Source organism: Streptomyces sp. NPDC003027, assembly GCF_053591435.1.
Map to the genome: position 1 here is coordinate 42,299 of NZ_JBSFTU010000025.1, position 22,460 is coordinate 64,758.

The following is a 22,460-nucleotide window of genomic DNA, read 5'->3' on the forward strand; positions in this document are numbered from 1 at the left end:
TACGCGGTCGGGGGCGGCCCGCGCCAGGGCCGGCGGACGGGTCGGGCCGGCGGGGCCCGTCCGGGGCCGTACCGCCGTTCGGGTGACGGGGGCGCGGTCGCCCGCCGGATCACGCGGGGCTGAGCCAGTGGGGGTCGGGCACGACCGTGAGCACCGCGGAGATCAGCACGACCGCCGCCAGCACCGCCAGCTCGATCCTGGCGGGCGCCTCGGCGTCTCCGCCCCGGAGCATGCGCCGCCGGGCGGTCAGGGCGAGCACGCTCGCCACGCCGACCAGGGCCAGCTTGGCGAGCAGGACCCTGCCGTACGCCGTGGCCAGGACGACGTCCAGGGGCAGGCGGCGCAGGGTGGAGAAGGTGCCGGTGACGACGAGGGCGGCGTAGAGGCAGGCCGCCGTCCGGGCGTAGCGGACGAGCACCTCGCGGCCGCCCCGCCGTATTCGCATGGTCCGCAGGACGTACAGCAGGGCGCCGAACCAGAGCGAGGCCGCCGTCAGGTGGACGACGGTGAGCGAGACGCCGACCGCGGGGCTGTACGCCTCCGGGTGCGCGCGCAGCGCCTCGGCGCCGATCACGGCGGCGAGCGGGAGGAGCGCGAGCGAGGGGCGCCGGCTCGCGGCGCAGAGGGCCGCGAGGGCGAAGGCGTTGGCCGTGACCAGGAGCAGCCGGCCCTCGCGCATGCCGTACACGGTGGTGAGGCCGAGGCCGCTGACGGCGGCGAGGAGCAGGAGCAGTGCGGCGGAGGCGGCGGCGCCGAGCAGTGCGGCGGCCACGGACCAGCGGCGTGGCAGCGGGCCTCGGCCGGCCAGCCGGACGCCGGCGAGTTCGCCGAGGTGGACGGCGAGGGCGGCCAGGACGAACATCCGCAGCAGCGTGGTGGTGCCGGCGGCGGGGATCGGGAGTTCTCCGGTGCCCGCCTGGGCGAGTCCGGCGCCCAGCAGGGCGACGGTGAGGACGGCGAGTGCGCCGAGGACGGCCGCCGTCAGACGTATCGGGGTACCTATGGGTCCGGGAGGCGTCACCGGTCGATCGTCACCGAGGGCCGGACGGGCGGCAACTCACGTACGTACGCCGGAGCCGCCCGTCCCCGCCCGGTGGTCAGGCCTGCGTGGTGCCCTTGTCGAGGTGCGCCCAGAACTCGTCCCACGAGAGCTTGCCGTCGGCGTTGCCGTCACGCTGGTTGATCAGCGCCTCGGCGACCGTCTCGGTGACGTGGAAGTCGCCCAGCTGCGCCATGACGCTCTTGTACTCGGCGGCGGTGATGAGGCCGTCCCCGTCCACGTCGAACCGCTCGAACGCCCTGCGTGCCGACTCGATGTCCGCCACTGTTTCCGCCCCTTCTCGATGCTGCGATGACGGGGGTCAGATTATCGGGCTGCCGCATGGCGGATCATGGGGGTATGAGCAGCGATGTGGCGCGGATCCTGGCGGCGGCGGCGCGCGGGCGGTTCCCGGCGCCGGACGGGACGACGGCGGTGGTGCCGCAGCCGAACGGGCGGGACGCCGGGGTCCTCGCCTTCACGGCGCATTCGGTGGTCTTCACGGACGAGGATCCGGGGTGGGTGCGGGCGGAGCTGGCGGCCGCGTCGAGCGACCCGCTGGCGGCCTCGATGAACCCGGGGTTCCTCGCCGCGCTGATGCGGCGGACGGGGCGGCACATGAACACGATCGATCTGCTGACGGTCGCTCAGGCGCTGCCGGGTGAGCCGGAGTTGGCGCTGCGAGAGATCGAGGACCCGGAGCATCCGCGGGTGGTGCGGGCGATGAAGTTCCGTGACGACGTGCGGGTGTGGGCGGCCGACGGCGGTCTGGTGATCCTCGGGCGGGGCGTGGCCGGGCGCTGGGAGGCGGCGATCGAGGTCGACGAGCGGGTGAGGCACCGCGGTCTGGGGCGGGCGCTGGCCCTCGCCGCCCGCCATCTGACTCCGGACGAGGTGGTCTGGGCCCAGCAGTCACCGGGCAACGCCCGCAGCGTCCGCGTCTTCCAGGCGGCGGGCTACCGCCCGGTCGCCTCCGAGGCCCTGCTCATCGCCGGCTGACCGAGCGGCCCCCGCAGACCGCCCGGCGAGTGAGCCGTCCGGCTCGAAGCGCCCGGTGGGGGTCCCCCCGCCGAAGGCAGGGGGAGAACCGAGCCCACGAAGATCAACGGAAGATTCCGGTGTGGCCGAGGGAGTAGCGGCCCGGCTGGGGGTAGACCGCCAGGCCGTGGGGACCGCTGCCGACGGGGATGCGGGCGAGTTGGCGGCCGGTCGTGGTGTCGATGGCGTAGACCTCGGAGTCGTAGCGGCCGGAGAGCCACAGGACCTTGCCGTCGGCGGAGACGCCTCCCATGTCGGGGGAGCCGCCGTCGGGCAGCCACCACTTCTTCGTGAGCTTGTTCCGCGCGAAGTCGAAGACGGAGATGGATCCCTCGCCGCGGTTCGGTACGTACATCTCCTTGGAGTCGCGGGAGATGTAGAGGCCGTGGCAGCCCTTGCCGGTCGGCAGGAGGCTGGGCGTGGTGAACTTGTCGCCGTCGAGGACCCACATGCCGTGGGCCATCATGTCGGCGATGTAGAAGGTCTTGCCGTCGGGGGAGATTTTCACGTCCTGCGGCATCGCGCCCTCGAAGGGCAGTCTCTGCTGGCCGACGACCTCCATCTTCTCCGTGTCGACCTTGAGCAGTTCGCCGGAGAACTCGCAGGAGACGATGAAGTACCGTCCGTCGGCGGAGAAGTCGGCGTGGTTGACGCCGTAGCAGGAGACCGGGACGGTCTTCCTCCGCTCCATGGTGTGCGGGTCGCGGAAGACGAGTTCGCGGTCCAGGGAGGCCATGACGACGGCGTACTTGCCGTTGGGCGTGAAGTACAGGTTGTACGGGTCGTGGACCTCGACCGGGTCGCCGGCGGCGCCGGTGGCGGGGTTGATGGGGGTGAGGGTGTGGCCGCGGTTGTTGTTCACCCAGAGGGTCTTCATGTCCCAGGAGGGCACGACGTGTTGCGGCTGGATGCCGACGGGGATGGTCTCGATGACCTGGTAGGTCGCCGGGTCGATGACCGAGACGGTGTTGGAGTTGGTGTTGGGGACGTAGACCCGGGGCGGGAAGTCCTTGACCACCGGGGAGAGGTTGTTCGGCCGGTCGGCGGCGTACACGTCCTTTGGGTCGAGGACCGGCGGCATGCCGGGCAGGCCGGGCGGGGCGGCGTTCTTCGTCGCGGCGGGGAGCGCGGCGTCCTTGCGGGCTCCGCCCTGGGATTCGGCGCCGGTGTCGGCGGTTCCGCAGCCGGCGAGCGCGGCGAGCAGCGCGGTGGCGAGGAGGCTCTTCGAACGCTTGGTGAGAGGCAGCATCAGGTCAGCAGCTCCGTGGTGGTCACCGCGCGCAGGCCGCGGCGGTCGAGGTCGGCGAGGAGGAGGGGCAGGGCGGCGACGGTGTCCGCGTAGCCGAAGTGGAGGCTCACCACTGATCCGTTGTGGATCCGCCCGGTGACGTTGGCGACGACGGCCGGGGCGCCGGGCGAGGTGAAGTCGAGGGAGTCGATGTCGTACGAGAGGACGTGCGGGTATCCGGCGCGCCGGGCCGCGCGCTGGACGGCGGGGGTGGCGTGCTGGGTGCGGGAGGGCCGGAACCAGGTGCCGATGGAGCCGGTGAGCCGGCGCAGCCGGGTGGCGCAGGCGCTGATCTCGGCGTACGCCTCGGTCTCGGTCATGGTCGTGGTGTCGAGGTGGTGCTGGGTGTGGTTGCCGAGGTCGTGGCCGCCGTCGAGGACGCGGCGGGCGAGTCCGGGGTGCTGGTCGAGCCAGCCGCCGACGGCGAGGACGGTGACCCGGGCGCCGCTCTCCTCGGCCTGGGCGAGGAGGGTGCGGGCGATGGCGGGGTCGCCCTGGCCGTGGAAGGTGAGCGCGACGCGGGGGCGGTCGCGGGGGCCGTGCGCGATCTCGGCGGGGTGGCCGGGGAAGCGGCGCGGTGCGGGGGCTGCGGCCGCGCGGGCGGGCGGGGTGTGCCGGGGGCGGGGTTCCGTGCCGCAGGCGGTGGTGAGGGCTCCGGCGACGGCGGCGGCCGTGCCGGCCCGTAGTGCGGTGCGGCGGTCGGGCAGGGTCACCCGATCATTTAAAGGCCGGTGTGCCCGAAAGATGATGATTGAGCCATATCAGGACGTTTACACGGTAGTGAGGCCCGTCCAGCATGCGGAACGATCCGATGAAACAATCAGCGGCTCCCATATTTATTCATGGTTTACAAGGTAGGTGCTCTATGTCACCAACGATTCATCTGGGATGCGTCCCGGTATGGTCCAGATTGCCCGCATAGGGGCTTTTGGTGGCAAGGCCCCTTGTCTGCCATAGTCGGGGACACGACCCCCATTGACCCGGGCCAGGTCGTTCAAGCGGCCGTGGATACACCCCCCCGTCCACGGCGCTCCCCACAGAAGCCCCTCGGCGCCGCATCACGGCGGACGGGGGCTTCTGTGCGTCCCGGCGCCGCGCTCAGCGGTCGCAGACCCTCATCTCGAACCAGGTGGTCTTGCCGCGCGGCTGGAGGTCGACGCCCCAGCGGTCGGAGAGCTTGTCGACGAGGAAGAGCCCGCGGCCGCTGACGTCCATCTCGTGGACGGGCATCAGGCAGGGCAGGCCGCGCGAGGGGTCGCGCACCTCGATCCGGATCGAGCCCCGACGGCGCAGCATGCGCAGCGCGAAGACGCGCGCTCCGGTGTGCCGGACGGCGTTGCCGACGAGCTCGGAGACGAGGAGCACGGCGTGCTCGGCGAGCTGGGGGCTCAGCGCCCACTGGCGCAGGACGACGCACTGGGTGAGCCGGCGGGCGATGGCGGCGGATTCCGGCCGGGACGGCAGCCGCACATCGCCTTCGGCCGGATTGCCGTACAACTCCAGCGCCTCAAGGGCCTCTTCGTCCTCGGCGGCCGGTACCCACCGTGCGGCGGTCGCACCGCCGTGCTGCTGCCGCGGCTGTTCCATACCTTCCAGGCCCGCCATGCCCCCATCATGGCCGCACCGACGGGCCCGCGTGGCCGTTCCCCGGGAATCGGTCCCCCGGAATCGACAATTCCGGGGGATTCACACCGGCATCGACCGAAGGTGGGGCGCCGGTCCGGAGCCTCCGCCACCCGTCAGACGAACTTGGCCTTGCCCGGGCCCTCTTCGACGAAGCTGCGCATCCCGCGCTCCCGGTCCTCGGTCGCGAAAAGGCCCGCGAACCAGGTGCGCTCGATCGCCAGACCGGTGTCGATGTCGGCCTCCAGGCCCTGATCGACCGACTCCTTGGCGGCGCGCAGCGCGAGGGCCGGGCCCTGGGCGAGCTTCGCGGCCCAGGCCTGCGCCTGCTCGTACACCTCGGCCGCGGGGACGACGCGGTCCACCAGTCCGAGCGTCAGGGCCTCGTCGGCCTTGACCATCCGACCGGTGAAGATCAGGTCCTTGGCCTTCGAGGGGCCGATGAGGCGGGAGAGGCGCTGGGTGCCGCCCGCGCCGGGGATCAGGCCCAGCAGGATCTCGGGCTGACCGAGCTTGGCGTTGTCGGCGGCGATCCGGTAGTCGGCGCACAGGGCCAGTTCGCAGCCGCCGCCGAGGGCGTAACCGGTGATCGCGGCCACGACCGGCTTGGGGATGCGCGCGACGGCGGTGAAGGAGTCCTGGAGCGCACGGGACCGCTTGACCATGGCCGCGTGGTCCATGACCTGCATCTCCTTGATGTCCGCGCCGGCCGCGAACACCTTCTCGCCGCCGTAGAGGATCACGGCCCGCACGTCGTCGCGGTCGGTCGCCTCGGCCGCGAGTTCCCGCAGCCGGTCCTGGGTGGCGATGTCGAGGGCGTTCATCGGAGGGCGGTCGAGACGGATGGTGCCGACGCCTTCGGCGACTTCGAGGTTCACAGTCATACCCCGCAGGTTAGTGGCCGTTAACGACGGCGGACCCGGTGCCGTTGGTCACAGCACCGGGCCCGCCCTCGGTCGTGTACGACTACTTGATCCACTCCGACCAGTCCATGTTCCAGCCGTTGAGGCCGTTGTCCGGCTTGATCTGCTTGTCCTTGGAGTTCTTCACGATCACGACGTCGCCGATGAGCGAGCGGTCGTAGAACCAGGCCGCCGGGGTGGAGCTGTCGCCGGCGCCGCGCGCGTCGCGCAGACCGACACAGCCGTGGCTGACGTTGGCCGAGCCGAACGTCCCGGCGGAGGCCCAGTAGTTGCCGTGGATGAAGGTGCCCGAGGTGGACAGGCGCATGGCGTGCGGTACGTCCTTGATGTCGTACTCGCCGCCGAAGCCGACCGTGGCTCCGTTCATGCGGGTCACCTTGTACTTCTCGCTGATGACCATCTGACCGTTGTACGTGGTGGTCGACGGGGCGCCCGCGGTGATCGGGATCGTCTTGATGATCTTGCCGTCGCGCTCGACCTTCATCGTCTTGGCGCTGGCGTCCACGGTGGAGACCTGACGGCGGCCGATGGTGAAGCTGACCTTCTTCTTCTGCTTGCCGTAGACGCCCGGACGGCCCTCGACGCCGTCCAGGTTCAACTCCACGGTCACCTTGGTGCCCGCGGCCCAGTACTTCTCCGGGCGGAAGTCCAGCCGGTCGTTGCCGAACCAGTGGCCCTCGATCGGCACCGACGGCTCCGCGGTCACCTTGATGGCGTTCTCCACGGCCTCCGGGTCGGTGATGCCCCGGGTGAAGTTGATGGAGACCGGCATGCCGACGCCGACGGTGGAGCCGTCCTCGGGCGCGTAGTGGCCGATGAAGGTGTTCTTCGGGACGAGGGTGGTGAAGGTCGTGTCCTTCGCGGACTCGCGGCCCTCGGCGTCCTTCGCGATCGCGTGGACCTTGTACTGGGTGCCGGCGGCCAGGTGGCCGACGGGCTGCCAGCTCGTACCGTCGGCGGCGATCCTGCCCTCGACCTCGGTGCCCTTGGAGTCGGATACCTCGACCGTGGTCAGCTTGCCCTGCTCCGCCGTCACCTTCAGCGCGCCGGAGGTGGCGACCGACTCGGCGCCGTCCTTGGGAGCGATCGTCACGACCGCCTGCGATGCCGCGGTCTCCTGCTTCCCGCCGCCGTCCCCCGCCGGATCCTGGCCCTTGCCACCGGCCGGGTCCCCGCCCCCGCACGCCGTCAGGACGAGAAGCAGGGCGCCCACGGCCACGGCCTGCAGTCGGGCGGCCCCGCCACGTCGACCCCTCCGGCGCGTAGCCCCGACCGATGCCCCCGATATCGGCTGCCCGTTCACAATGGTTCGTCTCCCCTCGCACGGCCTGGCCACGCCACGCCCGCACCCCCGCGCGCGTCCTCCGCGCACACGGCGTTAGATAATCACACCGCAGGACACGAAAGTTCCACGTGAATGTCACCGTTCAGTCCCAGTTGTGCGCGGGTGGTGCAGGTCAGCGAGGGGATGACGGAGTCTCACCGCACGGCGGAACCGGCCTTCCACTGGTTCCACTCCATGTTCCAGCCCCCGAGGCCGTTGTCGGGAGCGACCTTTCGGTCACGGGAGTTGACCACTTCCACCACGTCGCCGATGAGTGTCCGGTCGAAGAACCAGCCGGCCGGGGAGTCGGAACTGCCGCCCTTCGCATCGCGCAGACCGATGCAGCCGTGGCTGACGTTGGCCGAGCCGAAGGTGTCCGCCGAGGCCCAGTAGTTGCCGTGCAGGAAGGTGCCGGACTCGGTGAGCCGCATGGCGTGCGGCACGTCCTTGATGTCGTACTCGCCACCGAAACCGACCGTCCGGCCGTCCATCCGGGTCACGTCGTACAGCTCGGTGACCACCATCTTGCCGTTGTACGTCGTCGTCTTGGGCGCCCCGGCCGTGATCGGCAGGGTCGCGAGGAGCTCGCCGTCCCGGCGCACCTCCATGGTGTGGGCGGCCGCGTCGACCAGGGAGACCTGCGAGCGCCCGACGGTGAACCCGACCTTCTTGCTCTGGATGCCGTACACCCCGGGGGCGCCCTCGACATCGCGCAGTGCCAGCTCGACGGTCACCTTCGTGCCCGGCTTCCAGTACTCGGCGGGGCGGAAGTCGAGCCGCTCCCTGCCGAACCAGTGGCCGGCCACCTCCACCGGCGGGTCGGAGGTGACCTTGATGGCCCGCTCGACCGCGGCCCGGTTCTCGATGGGCCGGTTGAAGCCGAAGGAGACGATCATCCCGGTGCCGACCGTGGAACGGTTCTCCGGCTTGAAGTAGCCGATGAAACGGTGCTCGGGGACGGCCGTGGTGAAGGTGGTGTGCCGGGCGGAGCGGCGGCCGTGCCCGTCGAGCGCCACCGCGTCCACGCTGTACTTCGCGGCCGGCGCGAGCCGGGCGCCCGCCCGGGGCCGCCAGCGCAGCCCGTCCGCGCTGATCGCGCCGGGCACCTCGGCCCGCTGGGCGTCCTCGACCCGGACGACCGTCACCCGTTCGAGCCGGCCGCTGTCCACCCTCACCTCGATCGGGCCGTCGGCCGGCACGGCCCGGCTGCCGTCCTCCGGGCTGATCCGGATGACATCGCCCGGCGCCCGGGCCTTGCCCGGCAGCGATACGCCGAGACCACCGCCGTCGCCGTTCCCCGTGCAGCCCGCGAGCCCGACCACCAGTCCCGCCGCCGCCAGGGCGAGCACCGCACCGGCCCTCGGCCCCTTCTTCCGGGTCTTTCCGGGGTCCCGACCCGGACGACAGGCCCACACCCGCTTCAGTACGTGTTTCACGACCGGCCCAACGACGGCCACCCTCCAGGGGAAACGTGCGTGCGGGTCATGTTGGGAGTGCGGCACTCCGGGCAGAACAGGTGGGAGGACCATGTGCGGGAAGCCGCGGCCGGGACGCCGCGCTCCGGACAGCACGGGGCCCGACGAGCCGCGGGAGGCCGGACAGGTGTCGAGCGCAGCCGAGCAGGAGGCGGTACAGGAGGACGGGTCGCGGGAGGGGGCGCGGTCCTCCCCTGCCGTGGAACGGCGCGGACCGGCCGTGTGGCCGGGTGCGCCCACCCCCTTGGGGGCACGCTGCCGCGTCGGCCCCGACGGGGTGGCGGGGACGAACTTCGCGCTGTGGGCCGGTGGGGCGGAGGCCGTCGAGCTCTGCCTCTTCGACGCCCACGGCGCCGAGAGACGGCTGCCGCTGACCGAACTGACCCATGAGATCTGGCACGGCTTCGTGCCGGGGGTGGGGCCGGGGCAGCGGTACGGGTACCGGGTGCACGGCCGCTGGGACCCGTGGACCGGGGCCCGCTGGAATCCGGCCAAGCTGCTCCTCGACCCGTACGCGCGTGCGGTGGACGGCGACTTCGCGCTGCCGGCGGAGGTGTACGGGCACGTCCGGGACTGGCCGCAGCAGCATGTGGCGGACACCGTGCGGGACGACCGGGACTCGGCGCCGTTCGTGCCGAAGGGGGTGGTGGTCCACGACGACGACGACTGGTCCGACGACCGCCGACCGAAGACCCCGTGGCCGGACTCGGTCATCTACGAGCTGCATGTGAAGGGCTTCACCCGGCTCCACCCCGGCATCCCAGAGAAGCTCCGCGGCACGTACGCGGGGCTGGCGCATCCGGCGGCCGTCGAGCATCTGGTACGGCTGGGGGTGACGGCGGTCGAGCTGCTGCCGGTGCACCAGTTCGCGCACGAGGACCATCTCCTGCGGCGCGGCCTGCGCAACTACTGGGGCTACAACTCCATCGGCTATTTCGCCCCGCACGCGGGCTACTCCTCCTCCGGGACGGCGGGGCAGCAGGTCGGCGAGTTCAAGCGGATGGTGCGGGCGCTGCACGCCGCCGGGATCGAGGTCATCCTCGACGTGGTCTACAACCACACGGCGGAGGCGGGTGAGCTGGGGCCGACGCTCTCGCTGAAGGGCATCGACAACCGCGGCTACTACCGGCTCCAGCACGACGCCCGCCGCTACGCCGACTACACCGGCTGCGGCAACACCCTGCACGTCGTCCAGCCGCAGGTGCTGCGGCTGATCACCGACAGCCTGCGCTACTGGGTGACGGAGATGGGCGTCGACGGCTTCCGCTTCGACCTGGCGGCGGCGCTCGCCCGCTCGATGCACGACGTCGACATGCTCTCCCCCTTCCTGGCGGTCATCGCGCAGGACCCGGTGCTGCGGCGGGTCAAACTGATCGCCGAGCCGTGGGACGTGGGCAACGGCGGCTACCAGGTCGGCGCGTTCCCGCCGCTGTGGACGGAGTGGAACGACCGCTACCGCGACGCCGTCCGCGACTTCTGGCGCGGCGCGCTGCCGGACGTACGCGATCTCGGCTACCGCCTGTCGGGCTCCAGCGACCTGTACGCGTGGGGTGGCCGGCGGCCGTACGCCTCGGTCAACTTCATCACCGCGCACGACGGCTTCACCCTGCGCGACCTGGTGACGTACGAGCGGAAGCACAACGAGGCGAACGGCGAGGGCAACCGGGACGGCACGAACGACAACAGGTCCTGGAACTGCGGGGCCGAGGGCGAGACCGACGATCCGGAGGTCAATGCCCTGCGCCTGCGGCAGCTGCGCAATCTGCTCACGACGCTGCTGCTGTCGACCGGGGTGCCGATGCTGGTCGCGGGCGACGAGATGGGGCGCACGCAGGGCGGCAACAACAACGCCTACTGCCAGGACGACGAGACGAGCTGGCTGGACTGGTCGCTGCCCGAGGACCCCGGCCGGCGCGGTCTGCTCGAACTGACCCGCCGTCTCCTCGCGCTGCGCCACACCCATCCGGTGCTGCGCCGCCGGGCGTTCTTCTCCGGCCGCCCGCAGGGCGCGGACGGGCTGCGGGACCTGGCCTGGTTCACGGCGGACGGCGCGGAGATGACCGAAGGGGACTGGTACGCGCCCAGGGCCACGCTCGGCCTGTATCTGTCGGGCCGCGACATACCGGGCCGGGACGCGCGGGGCGGCCAGATCACCGACGACAGTTTCCTGGCGGTGCTGCACGCGGGGGCCGAACCGGTGGAGTACCTGCTGCCTGGGCCGCCTTGGGCGGAGTCGTACGAACTGGTCCTGGACACCACCGCGGAGGACCAGACCCGGGCGCCGGGGACGGTGCACCGCGGCGGGGAGCGGGTGACGGTGGGGGCGCGGTCGGTGGTGCTGCTGCGGGTCGGGGGGTGAGGGGCGCCGACCGGTCCGGGTGGCGCGGGGGGCCGGAAATCCACGTGAGGGTTGTCAGGGGTGAACCGTAGGCTCGGCCCTGATGCCTGAAGAACCGACACCCTCCCAGGATTCCGCCGACGGCTCTGCCGACCGCTCGGCCGTGCGCGCGCTGCTGCGCCTGTGGCCCTATGTGCGCCCGGTGCGGGGACGGTGGGCGGCGGCCGCCGTGGTCGCGATCGTCGCCTCGTGTCTGTCCCTCGTCATTCCGCTCGTCCTGAAGTGGATGGTGGACGGGCCCGTCGCCGCGGGCGAGCCGGGCGGGGTGTGGCTCGGCGCGCTGTATCTGCTGCTGCTCGGCATCGCGGAGGCTCTGCTCTTCGGCCTCCGCCGCTGGCTGGTGGCGCGGCCGCTGGCCGGGGTCGAGGCGCGGATGCGGGCGGATCTGTACCGGCACCTCCAGCGGCTGCCGATCGCCTTCCACGACCGGTGGGCCTCGGGGCAGCTGCTGTCGCGCGGCACGACCGATCTGATGCTGGTACGGATGTTCCTCGCCTTCCCGTTGACCTTTCTGCTGGTCAACGGGGTGACGATCGTGGCCGGTTACGTCCTGCTGCTCGCGCAGGACTGGACGCTGGGCCTGGTGCTGCTGACTCCGGTCGTGCCGCTGGTGATCCTCTGCTCCGTCTTCGAGAGCAAGTACGCCGTGGTCGCCCGGCGGGCGCAGGACCAGGTCGGTGATCTGACCACGGTGGTGGAGGAGAGCGTCCTCGGCATCCGTGTCGTCAAGGGCTTCGGCCGCCATCGCAGCCAGGCCCTCGCCTTCCGCGCGCTGGCCGGACGGCTGCGCTCCACGGAGCTGGTGAAGGCACGGCTGCTGGCCGGGATCTGGGCGCTCATCACGATCCTTCCGGAACTAACCATCGGCGCGGCGCTCGTCCTCGGCACGGTCCAGGTCGCCGAGGGGGAGCTGTCGGCCGGCACGCTGGTCGCCTTCCTGTCGACGGCGCTCGCGCTGCGCTGGCCGGTGGAGTCGATCGGCTTCCTGCTCGCCATGAGTCAGGAGGCGGCGACCGCGGCCGAGCGGTACTTCGAGGTGATGGACGAACCGGAGGAGTCGTCGGGGCCGGGCCCGGAGCGGCGGCCCACGGGCGTACGGGAGGGGGCGCGGGGGGACGTACGGGACGGGGTGCGGTTCGAGGGCGTCTCGTTCCGTTACCCGGACGCGCCCGCCGACGCCCCGCCCGTGCTCGACGGGATCGATCTGCACATCCGGCCCGGCGAGACGCTGGCCCTGGTCGGTGGGACGGGGTCCGGCAAGACGACGCTCACCGCCCTCGTACCGCGGCTGCACGAGGTGACCGCCGGCCGGATCCTGCTCGACGGCGAGGACATCACGCTGATGGAACGCGAGCGGCTGCGCGCGCTGGTGTCGGTGGCGTTCGAGGAACCGACGCTCTTCTCGGCGAGCGTCGGCGAGAACGTGCTGATGGGCGCGGTGGCGGGGGCCGGTGAGCCGGAGCTGCGGCGCGCGCTTGAGGTCGCGCAGGCCGACGGCTTCGTCGCGGCGCTCCCCGAGGGCCCCGACACGCAGGTCGGCGAGCAGGGCCTGAGCCTGTCCGGCGGTCAGCGTCAGCGCCTGGCCCTGGCGCGGGCGGTGGTCGGACGGCCGCGCTTCCTGGTCCTCGACGACCCGCTCTCGGCGCTGGACGTCCATACGGAGGCGCTGGTGGAGGCGGCGCTGCGGGACGTGCTGCGCGGGACGACCGCCCTGGTCGTGGCGCACCGCCCGTCGACCGTCCAGCTCGCGGACCGGGTCGCGCTCCTGTCCGGGGGCCGGATCGCCGCGGTGGGCACCCACCACGAACTGCTGCGCGGCAACGCCGAGTACGCCTGGCTGATGTCCGGCGAGGAGGACGAGGAGCGATGACGGACGCGACGCCGAGCACGGCGAAGGCGGGGCGGGCGGCGGATACGGCCGGGACGCCGGGGACGGGTGGGACGCCGGGGCCGGGTGGCGGCGACCCGTTCGACCGGGACGATCTGCCCGCTCCCCCCGGGGCGACCCGGGCTCTGCTGCGGTCGCTGCTCTCCGCCCACCGGGTGCGCGTCGGTGCCGCCGCGTGCGTGCTGCTCCTCCAGCAGGCCGCCGTGCAGGCCGGTCCGCTGCTCGTCGCGTACGCCATCGACAGCGGCGTCCCGGCCTTCCGGCGGGGGGACCACGGGCCGCTGATCGCCGTCGCCCTCGGCTACCTCCTCTGCGCCGCCGGCGCCGGGCTCCTCCAGTACGCCTTCGTCCGCGGCGCCGCCCGGGTCAACCAGGACGTGCTGCTCGACCTGCGCGGCCGGATCTTCCGCCACGCCCAGCTGCTGAGCCTGGACTTCCACGAGCGCTACACCTCCGGCCGGCTGATCTCCCGCTCCACCACCGACGTGGAGTCGCTGCGCGAGCTGCTCGCCGAAGGGCTCCAGGAGCTGATCGGCGTCGTCCTCGCCTTCGTCTCCATCTCGGCCATGCTGCTCTGGCTGGATCTGGGCATCGGAGCGGTGGCCGTGGCCTCCTTCGTACCGCTGTACCTGCTGGTGCGGCTGTACCGGCGGCGCGCTGACGCGGTGTTCGCCGAGCGGTCCACGGCGATCGCGGGCGTGATCGTGAAGTTCGCGGAGACGATGAACGGGATCCGGCCGGTGCGGGCGTTCCGCAGGGAGCCGGCCAACGACGGCGAGTTCGCGGCGCTCAACCACCGGCACGAGCGCAGCAACGGCGACGCGCTCCTGGAGATGGCCCGTTACGTCGTCGGCTCCCGGCTCGTCGCCAACACGGCGGTGGCCGGAATGTGCCTGTGGGGCGCGTACCGGGTCGCGGGCGGGACGCTGGCGCTGGGGGTGCTCGCGGCGGCGGTGCTGTACATGCGGCGGCTGTACGACCCGATCGACCGGCTGGGCATGTTCCTCAACTCCTACCGGTCGGCGGCCGCCTCACTCGGCAAGATCGCGGGGCTGCTGGCCCAGGAGCCGGGCGTGCCCGAGGCCGTCTCGCCCCGCGCGCTGCCGGCCGCCCGGCCGGGGATCCCGGGGCGGAAGGTGGTCTTCGAGGGGGTCCGGTTCGCGTACCGGACCGGGGGCGAGGTGCTGCCCCGCTTCGACCTGACGATCCCGGCGGGGCAGACGGTCGCGGTCGTCGGCTCGACGGGCGCGGGCAAGTCGACGCTCGCCAAGCTCCTCGCCCGCTTCTACGACCCGACGGAGGGACGGGTGCTGCTCGACGGGGTCGATCTGCGCGAGCTGGCGACGCCCGAACTGCGGCGCGGTGTGGTGATGGTGACGCAGGAGGCGTTCCTCTTCTCGGGGACGGTGGCGGAGAACATCGCGATCGGGCGGCCGGACGCGACCCGGGAGGAGATCGAGCACGCGGCGAAGGCGATCGGCGCGCACGACTTCATCGCCGGGCTTCCGGACGGGTACGACACGGACGTCCGCAAGCGGGGCGGGCGGATTTCGGCGGGTCAGCGGCAACTGGTCGCGTTCGCGCGGGCGTTGCTCGCCGACCCGGCGGTGCTGATCCTGGACGAGGCGACCAGTTCGCTGGACGTTCCGGGCGAGCGGGCGGTGCAGCGGGCGATGGACACGGTGCTCGCGGGGCGCACGGCCGTGGTGATCGCGCACCGGCTGTCGACGGTGGAGATCGCGGACCGGGTCCTGGTGATGGAGGCGGGGCGGGTGGTCGAGGACGGTCCGCCCGCGGCGCTCGTGGGCGGGGAGGGCCGTTTCGCGACCCTCCACCGCGCGTGGCGCGACAGCCTGGCGGGATGACGGGGCCGGCTCCTCGGGGCCCGTGCGGAGCGGCGAAACGTCCGCTCAACGAACACGGACTTTCGGGCAGCGGACGATTTCCGGCCAACTTCTTGACGCGCTCCTGACACGGGCCGTTCATGACTGTCACTCTCTCCCCGGCTCTTCGCATCACCGTTCGCGCACCGAAGCTCTGTTTGCACTGCCCGTTCGACCCCCCACGTCGACCGGTACCCCCCTCGCAAAGGAGTCCGCGTGAGATCCACGCCAAGCCGTCGCGCCACCGCCACCGGCGCGCTGATCGCCGCCGCCGCCATGCTCGCCGTGGGCGTGCAGACCGGTGCCGCCACCGCCGACGACGGCCGGGGCATCGCCCCCACGGCCCAGTCGGGCAGCCAGGCCGACCCGGGCAAGCTGCCCGCCGACCTCTCCCCCGCCCAGCGCACCGCGCTCATACGCGCGGCCGACGCGGACAAGGCGGCGACCGCCAAGGCCCTCGGCCTCGGCGCCCAGGAGAAGCTGGTCGTCCGTGACGTCGTCCAGGACCGCGACGGCACGACCCACACGCGCTACGAGCGCACCTACGCCGGACTCCCCGTCCTCGGTGGCGACCTGATCGTCGCCGAGAACAAGGCCGGACGGACGCAGGGCGTCACCAAGGCGTCCCGCGCCGAGCTGAAGCACATCGACCCGAACGCCGCGACCGTCGCCCCGGCCGCCGCCGAGAGGCAGGCGCTGGCGGAGGCGAAGGCGGAGGGCGCGGACAAGGCCACCACCGAGCACGCCCCGCGCAAGGTCGTCTGGATGGCGCAGGGCTCGCCCGTCCTGGCGTACGAGACGGTCGTCGGCGGCCTCCAGCACGACGGCACCCCGAACGAGCTGCACGTCGTCACCGACGCGAGGACCGGCGAGAAGCTGTACGAGTGGCAGGCCGTGCACAACGGCACGGGCAACACGCAGTACGCCGGCCAGGTCACCCTCGGCACCAGCGGCAGCGGCCCGTACACGCTGACCGACGCCGCCCGCGGCAACCACCGGACGTACAACCTCAACCGCGGTACGTCCGGCACCGGAACGCTCTTCTCCGGCTCCGACGACGTGTGGGGCGACGGCACCCCGCAGAACCTGGAGACCGCGGGCGCCGACGCCCACTACGGCGCCGCGCTCACCTGGGACTACTACAAGAACGTGCACGGTCGCAACGGCATCCGCGGTGACGGCGTCGCGCCGTACTCCCGGGTCCACTACGGCAACGCCTACGTCAACGCCTTCTGGCAGGACTCCTGCTTCTGCATGACGTACGGCGACGGCGCGAACAACGCCAAGCCGCTGACCTCCATCGACGTGGCCGCGCACGAGATGACCCACGGCCTCACCTCCAACACCGCCCGCCTGGTCTACAGCGGCGAGTCCGGCGGCCTGAACGAGGCCACCTCCGACATCTTCGCGGCCGCCGTCGAGTTCCACGCCAACAACGCCCAGGACAAGGGCGACTACCTCGTCGGCGAGAAGATCGACATCCGGGGCAACGGCACGCCGCTGCGCTACATGGACAAGCCGAGCAAGGACGGCTCGTCCAAGGACGCGTGGTACTCCGGCATCGGCTCGATCGACGTCCACTACTCCTCGGGCCCGGCGAACCACTGGTACTACCTGCTCTCCGAGGGCAGCGGCGCCAAGACGATCAACGGCGTGAGCTACGACTCGCCGACCTCCGACGGCCTGCCCGTCACCGGCATCGGCCGGGACAAGGCCTCGCTGATCTGGTTCAAGGCGCTCACCACCAAGTTCAGCTCGAACACCAACTACGCCGGTGCCCGCACCGGTACGGTCGCGGTGGCCACCGAGCTGTACGGCGCGGGCAGCGCCGAGGTCAAGGCGGTCGAGCACGCCTGGGCCGGCGTCAACGTGGGCTCCCGGCCCGGCGGCGGCGACCCCGGCACCGGCAAGGTCTTCGAGAACACCGCCGACGTGTCGATCCCGGACAACGGCGCCGCCGTGACCTCCTCGGTCGACGTCACCGGCATCACCGGCAACGCGCCCTCCACCCTCAAGGTGGACGTGAACATCGTCCACACCTGGCGCGGTGACCTGGTCGTCGACCTCGTCGCCCCGGACGGCTCGGTCTACAACCTCAAGCCGTTCTCGTCCTCCGACTCGGCCGACAACGTGATCGCCACCTACACCGTCAACGCCTCCAGCGAGGTCGCCAACGGCGCCTGGAAACTCCGCGTCCAGGACAAGGCGTCCCAGGACACCGGCTACATCAACAGCTTCAAGCTGACGTTCCCGTAGCCACGGCACGGCACGTCGCGACCGCCCGGAGGGCTCCTTCCCTCCGGGCGGTCGCGCGTGACCGGCGCGTCAGCGCAGCAGCAGCCCCGCGCCCTCCGCCACCGCGTCCGCCGGCCAGGTCACCAGACCCGGCTCGGCCGCCGAGGCGAGCCGCGGATGCGACGGCAGGACCCGGACCGTGCAGCCGAAGGGGCCGGTGCGGTCGAGGACCAGGGAGCCCTCGTAGATCCGCCGGCCCTCCAGGTCGGGGGTGCCGCCCGCGGGCTTCAGGGCGCACACCCGGGGGTCGGCGAGGGTGTCGTCGGGGGTGACGCGGCCGGTGACCGCCTGGACCTCCACGTCGTCCGGTCCCAGTTCACCGAGCGACACCCCCACCCGCACCGCGAGCGTCGCGCCGAGCTCGGCGTCGCCGAGGTCCTCGCCGAGCTCGCCGACCTCCACGTGGTGGACGGCGACCTTCGGCCAGGCGGCCCGCACCCGGGCCTTCCACTGCGCCAGTTCCCGGGCCGCGCCGTCGTCGAGCGCGCGGTGCGCCGCCGCGGCGGGGGCGTACAGCCGCTCCACGTACTCGCGGACCATGCGGTCGGCGAGCACCTTCGGCCCGAGGTCGCCCAGCGTCCTGCGGACCATCGCGGTCCAGCGGGCCGGCACGCCGTCCGGGCCGCGGTCGTAGAAGCGCGGCGCGACCCGCCGCTCGACGAGTTCGTAGAGCGCGGCCGCCTCCAGGTCGTCGCGGCGCTCCTCGTCGGCCGCCGCCGCGCCGTCCGCGGTCGGGATGGCCCAGCCGAAGTCGGGCTCGAACCACTCGTCCCACCAGCCGTCCAGGACGGAGAGGTTGAGGCAGCCGTTGAGGGCCGCCTTCATCCCACTGGTCCCGCACGCCTCCAGCGGCCGCAGCGGGTTGTTGAGCCAGACGTCGCAGCCGGGGTAGAGCTTGCGGGCCATGGCCATGCCGTAGTCGGGCAGGAACACGATCCGGTGCCGCACCCGGGGGTCGTCCGCGAAGCGGACGAGCTCCTGCACGAGCCGCTTCCCGCCGTCGTCGGCGGGGTGCGCCTTGCCGGCCACGACCAGCTGGACGGGCCGTTCGGGGTGGAGCAGCAGGGCCCGCAGCCGGTCCGGGTCGCGCAGCATCAGCGTGAGCCGTTTGTACGAGGGGACCCGGCGGGCGAACCCGATGGTGAGGACGTCGGGGTCGAGGACGGAGTCGGTCCAGCCCAGTTCGGCGGCTCCGGCGCCCCGCTGCCGCCAGGACGCCCGCAGCCGTTCCCGTACCTCCGTGACCAGCTGTTCGCGCAGGGTGCGGCGGAGCTCCCACAGTTCGCGGTCGTCGGCGTCGGGGCGTAGCCGTCCGACCTCGGGCGCGGTCCAGGTCGGCGCGTGGACGCCGTTGGTGAGGGAGCCGATCGGTACTTCGTCGGGGTCGAAGCCGGGCCAGAGGCCGGCGAACATCTGGCGGCTGACGCCTCCGTGGAGGGTGGAGACGCCGTTGGCCCGCTGGGCGAGGCGGAGCCCCATGGCGGCCATGTTGAAGAGTCCGGGTTCGCCGCCGAGCGGGGTCTCGTCGCCGAGGGCGAGGATCCGGCCCACGTCGAGGCCGGGGAGTTCACCGTCGTCGCCGAGGTGGCGGGCGACGAGGCCGCGTTCGAAGCGGTCGATGCCGGCGGGGACGGGCGTGTGGGTGGTGAAGACGGTCCCGGCGCGGACGGCCTCCAGGGCGGCTTCGAAGCCGACGCCACGGCCCGCCAGTTCGCGGATGCGTTCGAGGCCGAGGAAGCCGGCGTGGCCCTCGTTGGTGTGGAAGACCTCGGGCGCCGGGGTGCCGGTGAGCCGGCAGTACGCGCGGACGGCACGGACGCCGCCGATGCCGAGGAGCATCTCCTGGAGGAGCCGGTGCTCGCTGCCGCCGCCGTACAGCCGGTCGGTGACGTTCCGTTCGCCGGGGGCGTTCTCCTCGACGTCGGAGTCGAGCAGCAGCAGGGGGACCCGGCCGACCTGCGCGGTCCAGATGTGGGCGTGCAGAGTGCGGCCGCCGGGCAGGGCGAGGGTGACCGTGGCGGGTGAGCCGTCGGTGTCGCGGAGCAGGCAGAGCGGCAGCTCGCCGGGGTCGAGGACGGGGTAGTGCTCCAGCTGCCAGCCCTCGCGGGAGAGCGACTGGCGGAAGTAGCCGTGCCGGTAGAGCAGCCCGACGCCGATCAGCGGGACGCCGAGGTCGCTCGCGGCCTTGAGGTGGTCGCCGGCGAGGATGCCCAGGCCGCCGGAGTACTGCGGCAGGGCGGCGGTGACGCCGAACTCGGGCGAGAAGTAGGCGATCGAGGCGGGCAGCCCACCGTGTTGTTCCTGGTGCTCCTGGTACCAGCGGGGGGCGTGCAGGTAGTGATCGAGGTCCTCGGCCGCGGCCCGCAGCCTGGCCAGGAACTCCTGGTCGGCGGCGAGAGCGGCGAGGCGGGCGGCAGAGACGGAGCCGAGCAGCCGGACGGGGTCGCCGTCGTCGGTGCGGCGGTCTGCCGCAGGCGCGGGGGCCACGGAGTTGAAGAGCTCACGGGTCGGCTCGTGCCAGGACCAGCGCAGATTGCGCGCCAGGTCGGTGAGCGGTCGAAGGGTGTCGGGGAGGACGGGGCGCACGGTGAATCGACGGATTGCCTTCACGTGTTCCACCTTCGCAGGGGAGAGCGGAGCGGGGCGGACGCACCACGCTGTGCGTCGCGCTGTGCCACCCACCGAAGGTAAGCCACCGCCGTCCGTCCGGGCCACGGCGCGCGGGGGTGGTGCCGTGGCCCGGAGGGGCGTCAGCGCGGCGCGCCGGCGGGGAGTGCGGGGACGGCCGGGGCCGGCCGGCGGCGTGTCGCGTACGGGGAGTCCCGGTTGGCGGAGGCCGGGTCGAAGGCGCCGGTGGCGGCGTAGCGGGCGGCGATGGCGGCGAGTTCCGACGCGGGGATCACCCGGTGGATGTCGGTGAAGCCGTCCGGTGCCCGCTGGTGCGCCAGGTCGATGACGACCTCGGGCCCGAGCCGGCGGTTGGCCCGCTGCAGGGCCGTCATGGCGGGTCTGCGGTCCTCCTCGTACGCGGCGAGGCCGGCCGCCGGGTCGCGGTGGCGGGCCAGCGCGTGGGCGAGGGCGCGGGCGTCGACGATGGACTGGGTGGCTCCGTTGGAGCCGATCGGGTACATCGCGTGGGCCGCGTCGCCGATGAGGGTGGTGCGGCCGTGGGTCCAGCGTGCGAGGGGCTCGCGGTCGACCATGGGGTACTCGTGGGCCGCCTCGGCGGCCTCGACGACGCCGGGAACGCTGACGCCGTCGAACTCCCACCCCTCGAAGTGGTGCAGGAACGTCTCCACGGGGACGGCGCGGTTCCAGTCACCCCGGTACTCCTCACGCCCCCGCTCCTCGACCCCGTCCTCGGCGGGCCGGGCGAGGGCCCAGTTGACCAGGACCGTGCCGTCCGCTCCCGAGGGCCGGCTCATGGGGTAGACGACGGCCTTCTGCCGGTCGTCCCCGGCGATGAGCATGAAGCCGCCGATGGCGCGGGCCGGTATCCGGGAGACGCCCCGCCACACCAGCATCCCGTTCCAGGGCGGGCTGCCCTCACCGGGGTTGAGCGCGGCCCGGACCGCCGAGCGGATGCCGTCGGCACCGATCAGCACGTCCGGTTCGAGGCAGGCCCGGCCCCGGAGGGCGCCGTCGCGGTGCTCCAGCTGGATGCGGGGGCGGCCGTCGGGCAGCGTCTCGGCGTGGGTGACGCGGACGCCGCCGATCAGGGCGCCCGGGCCGAGCCGTTCGCGTACCGCGTCGGCCAGGACCTGCTGGAGGTGGGCCCGGTGGATGGAGAGCTGGGGCCAGCGGTAGCCGGCGCCGAGCCCCCGCGGCTCCCGGGATATCAGGCCGCCGGAGCGGTGGTAGTAGCGCAGTTCGCGGGTGCGCAGGGCGCCGGCCTCCAGCCGGCCGAGGAGACCGAGCGCGTCGAGTTCGCGGACGGCGTTGGGCATGAGGTTGAGTCCGGCGCCGACCGGACGGCTGGTCCGGGCCGCCTCGACGACGGTGACGCGGTCGAAGCCCGCGGCGTGCAGCGAAAGTGCGGCCGTGAGGCCCGCGACACCGCCGCCGGCGACGACCACATGGGACGTGGGGATCATCGGATGCCTCCTCACGCCGCCGACCTCCGAGACCCGGCTACCGGACGGCCGCCCGTCGTCCGGCGCACCATGGTCTCGTTGTCCCTGGTCAGGTCGAGTATCGAGCGCAGCAGGGCGATGGGGGCCCCGCCGCTTCCCTCCTCGTACAGGCGCAGGTCGTCGCGGTACGCCTTGCGGGCGATGCCGATGTGGCGGGCCCGGAAGGTCTTGAGGATCTTGAGCACCCGGGCGAGCGCCTGGGCGGACGCCTCCAGTTGCGGAGGCAGCCGGTCGGCGTTCTCCCAGCTGATCGCGGCCGACAGCTTGCTGACGGCGGAGACGCCACCGATGTGCCGGGCGTGGAAGTCCCGCCAGGACGGCAGGCTGTACTGGACCGACTCGGCGAGGAAGGCGTCGTAGTCGGCGTGGGAGCGGTCGCACTGCCAGAGCGTCAGATCGACGAGCCAGAGGGGGACCTGTGCGGCGGCCGGGCCGAGGTAGTCGCGCCCGGCGACCTCGATCTCCTCGAAGTAGGGGCGCAGGGTGAGCGCGAAGTACTCCGGGGTGACGTGGGCGATGGTGAAGTCGATGGAGTCGACCATCGACTGGACGTGGTGGGCGGTGCGGTCGAGGGCGACCGCGAAGCCCGGGTCGTACGGTTCGAGCCGGGCGATCCGCGCACAGGTGTCGAGGGCGGCGACCAGGCCGGGGAACGCCATCCGGACGGCCTCCTGGAGGTGCCCCTCCATCGGGTGGCCGGTGTACATCCGCTGGCGCGGACCGAGCGGGTTCCAGGTCGTGTAGTGGTGGACGGTGTCCCGGGGCACCATGTCGGTGCGGCGGCTGAGGATTTCGAGGACGGGCAGGACCTCGGGGACGGCGGCGACCGGTTGGACGCCGTGACGTTTCAGCGAGCCGAGCAGGATGCCGAGGTCGCGCATGGCCGCCAGGGCGGCCTCCACGCTCCACTCGGCGGCCCGGTCCGGGTCGGGGACGAGCGTGCGCAGGGCCACGGTGAGCGCCGGGATGTCGGCGTCGGCGTTCATCGCGGGCAGTGCGGCGAGCAGGGCGTCGGCGCCGAGCGGATCGGCGGCGCGTATGTCGGCGATGCGGTAGCGGGGATCGCCGCGTTCGTCGAGACCGGGCGCGACAAGGTCGTACAGGGTCAAGGGAAAGGCCCCTCTTCGTTGGGCTCGGTTCGCCTCCGGGGCGC

General features: G+C 72.5%; 16 protein-coding genes. 5 read left to right on the plus strand and 11 right to left on the minus strand.

Features of this window, described 5'->3' with window-relative positions:
- Window positions 1–109: 109 nt before the first annotated feature.
- The gene (locus ACWDX6_RS19260; RefSeq protein WP_451486093.1) at window positions 110–1,021 is read right to left on the minus strand and encodes a CopD family protein; all 912 of its coding nucleotides are present in this window, start codon (window positions 1,019–1,021) and stop codon (window positions 110–112) included.
- Between the two features lie 76 nt (window positions 1,022–1,097).
- On the minus strand, window positions 1,098–1,325 hold the full coding sequence (locus ACWDX6_RS19265) for an EF-hand domain-containing protein (protein ID WP_403294696.1): 228 nt from the start codon (window positions 1,323–1,325) through the stop codon (window positions 1,098–1,100).
- A 74-nt stretch (window positions 1,326–1,399) separates the two neighbouring features.
- Between ACWDX6_RS19265 and ACWDX6_RS19270 the strand changes: the two genes are divergently transcribed.
- Window positions 1,400–2,038: a GNAT family N-acetyltransferase gene (locus ACWDX6_RS19270; RefSeq protein ID WP_451486094.1), complete on the plus strand. Its 639-nt coding sequence runs from the start codon at window positions 1,400–1,402 to the stop codon at window positions 2,036–2,038.
- A gap of 103 nt (window positions 2,039–2,141) precedes the next feature.
- On the opposite strand, the gene ACWDX6_RS19275 is transcribed toward ACWDX6_RS19270, so the two are convergent.
- The 6 genes from ACWDX6_RS19275 to ACWDX6_RS19300 form a co-directional block, all read right to left on the minus strand.
- Window positions 2,142–3,326 carry a YncE family protein gene (locus ACWDX6_RS19275; protein ID WP_451486095.1) on the minus strand — a complete coding sequence of 395 codons (1,185 nt, stop codon included), beginning with the start codon at window positions 3,324–3,326 and terminating at the stop codon, window positions 2,142–2,144.
- Window positions 3,326–4,078 (minus strand): polysaccharide deacetylase family protein, encoded by a 753-nt coding sequence (locus ACWDX6_RS19280; protein WP_451486096.1) that lies wholly within the window; start codon window positions 4,076–4,078, stop codon window positions 3,326–3,328. The genes ACWDX6_RS19275 and ACWDX6_RS19280 overlap by 1 nt, the downstream gene beginning before the upstream one ends.
- A gap of 385 nt (window positions 4,079–4,463) precedes the next feature.
- A complete protein-coding gene (locus ACWDX6_RS19285; RefSeq protein ID WP_403294701.1) occupies window positions 4,464–4,970 on the minus strand; it encodes an ATP-binding protein in 507 nt (168 codons plus the stop codon).
- A 134-nt stretch (window positions 4,971–5,104) separates the two neighbouring features.
- Window positions 5,105–5,872: an enoyl-CoA hydratase/isomerase family protein gene (locus tag ACWDX6_RS19290; RefSeq protein WP_451486097.1), complete on the minus strand. Its 768-nt coding sequence runs from the start codon at window positions 5,870–5,872 to the stop codon at window positions 5,105–5,107.
- A gap of 82 nt (window positions 5,873–5,954) precedes the next feature.
- On the minus strand, window positions 5,955–7,214 hold the full coding sequence (locus ACWDX6_RS19295) for a L,D-transpeptidase (protein ID WP_451486098.1): 1,260 nt from the start codon (window positions 7,212–7,214) through the stop codon (window positions 5,955–5,957).
- Window positions 7,215–7,390: 176 nt separating this feature from the next.
- Complete coding sequence (locus tag ACWDX6_RS19300; RefSeq protein WP_451486099.1) at window positions 7,391–8,671, minus strand: L,D-transpeptidase; 1,281 nt, start codon at window positions 8,669–8,671, stop codon at window positions 7,391–7,393.
- A gap of 166 nt (window positions 8,672–8,837) precedes the next feature.
- On the opposite strand from ACWDX6_RS19300, the gene glgX reads away from it, so the two are divergent.
- From glgX to ACWDX6_RS19320, 4 genes are all read left to right on the plus strand, one after another.
- Entirely contained in the window at window positions 8,838–11,069 is a 2,232-nt protein-coding gene (glgX, locus tag ACWDX6_RS19305) for a glycogen debranching protein GlgX (RefSeq protein WP_451486100.1), read from the plus strand.
- 82 nt (window positions 11,070–11,151) lie between these two features.
- Entirely contained in the window at window positions 11,152–12,978 is a 1,827-nt protein-coding gene (locus ACWDX6_RS19310; protein ID WP_451486101.1) for an ABC transporter ATP-binding protein, read from the plus strand.
- Complete coding sequence (locus ACWDX6_RS19315) at window positions 12,975–14,861, plus strand: ABC transporter ATP-binding protein (protein ID WP_451486102.1); 1,887 nt, start codon at window positions 12,975–12,977, stop codon at window positions 14,859–14,861. Before ACWDX6_RS19310 ends, ACWDX6_RS19315 begins: the two co-directional genes overlap by 4 nt.
- Window positions 14,862–15,095: 234 nt before the next feature.
- Window positions 15,096–17,135 carry a M4 family metallopeptidase gene (locus tag ACWDX6_RS19320; protein WP_451486103.1) on the plus strand — a complete coding sequence of 680 codons (2,040 nt, stop codon included), beginning with the start codon at window positions 15,096–15,098 and terminating at the stop codon, window positions 17,133–17,135.
- A 69-nt stretch (window positions 17,136–17,204) separates the two neighbouring features.
- On the opposite strand, the gene glgP is transcribed toward ACWDX6_RS19320, so the two are convergent.
- From glgP to ACWDX6_RS19335, 3 genes are all read right to left on the minus strand, one after another.
- The gene (gene glgP / locus ACWDX6_RS19325) at window positions 17,205–19,784 is read right to left on the minus strand and encodes an alpha-glucan family phosphorylase (protein ID WP_451486104.1); all 2,580 of its coding nucleotides are present in this window, start codon (window positions 19,782–19,784) and stop codon (window positions 17,205–17,207) included.
- A gap of 140 nt (window positions 19,785–19,924) precedes the next feature.
- Window positions 19,925–21,268 carry an FAD-dependent monooxygenase gene (locus ACWDX6_RS19330; protein WP_451486105.1) on the minus strand — a complete coding sequence of 448 codons (1,344 nt, stop codon included), beginning with the start codon at window positions 21,266–21,268 and terminating at the stop codon, window positions 19,925–19,927.
- 11 nt (window positions 21,269–21,279) lie between these two features.
- Complete coding sequence (locus tag ACWDX6_RS19335; RefSeq protein ID WP_451486106.1) at window positions 21,280–22,416, minus strand: monodechloroaminopyrrolnitrin synthase PrnB family protein; 1,137 nt, start codon at window positions 22,414–22,416, stop codon at window positions 21,280–21,282.
- Window positions 22,417–22,460 lie beyond the last annotated feature (44 nt).

Coding starts and splice junctions, on each gene's coding strand:
- ACWDX6_RS19315 (WP_451486102.1), top strand. CDS start 12,975: ATGACGGACGCGACGCCGAGCACGGCGAAGGCGGGGCGGGCGGCGGAT.
- ACWDX6_RS19275 (WP_451486095.1), bottom strand. CDS start 3,326: ATGCTGCCTCTCACCAAGCGTTCGAAGAGCCTCCTCGCCACCGCGCTG.
- ACWDX6_RS19285 (WP_403294701.1), bottom strand. CDS start 4,970: ATGGCGGGCCTGGAAGGTATGGAACAGCCGCGGCAGCAGCACGGCGGT.
- ACWDX6_RS19310 (WP_451486101.1), top strand. CDS start 11,152: ATGCCTGAAGAACCGACACCCTCCCAGGATTCCGCCGACGGCTCTGCC.
- ACWDX6_RS19330 (WP_451486105.1), bottom strand. CDS start 21,268: ATGATCCCCACGTCCCATGTGGTCGTCGCCGGCGGCGGTGTCGCGGGC.
- ACWDX6_RS19290 (WP_451486097.1), bottom strand. CDS start 5,872: ATGACTGTGAACCTCGAAGTCGCCGAAGGCGTCGGCACCATCCGTCTC.
- ACWDX6_RS19270 (WP_451486094.1), top strand. CDS start 1,400: ATGAGCAGCGATGTGGCGCGGATCCTGGCGGCGGCGGCGCGCGGGCGG.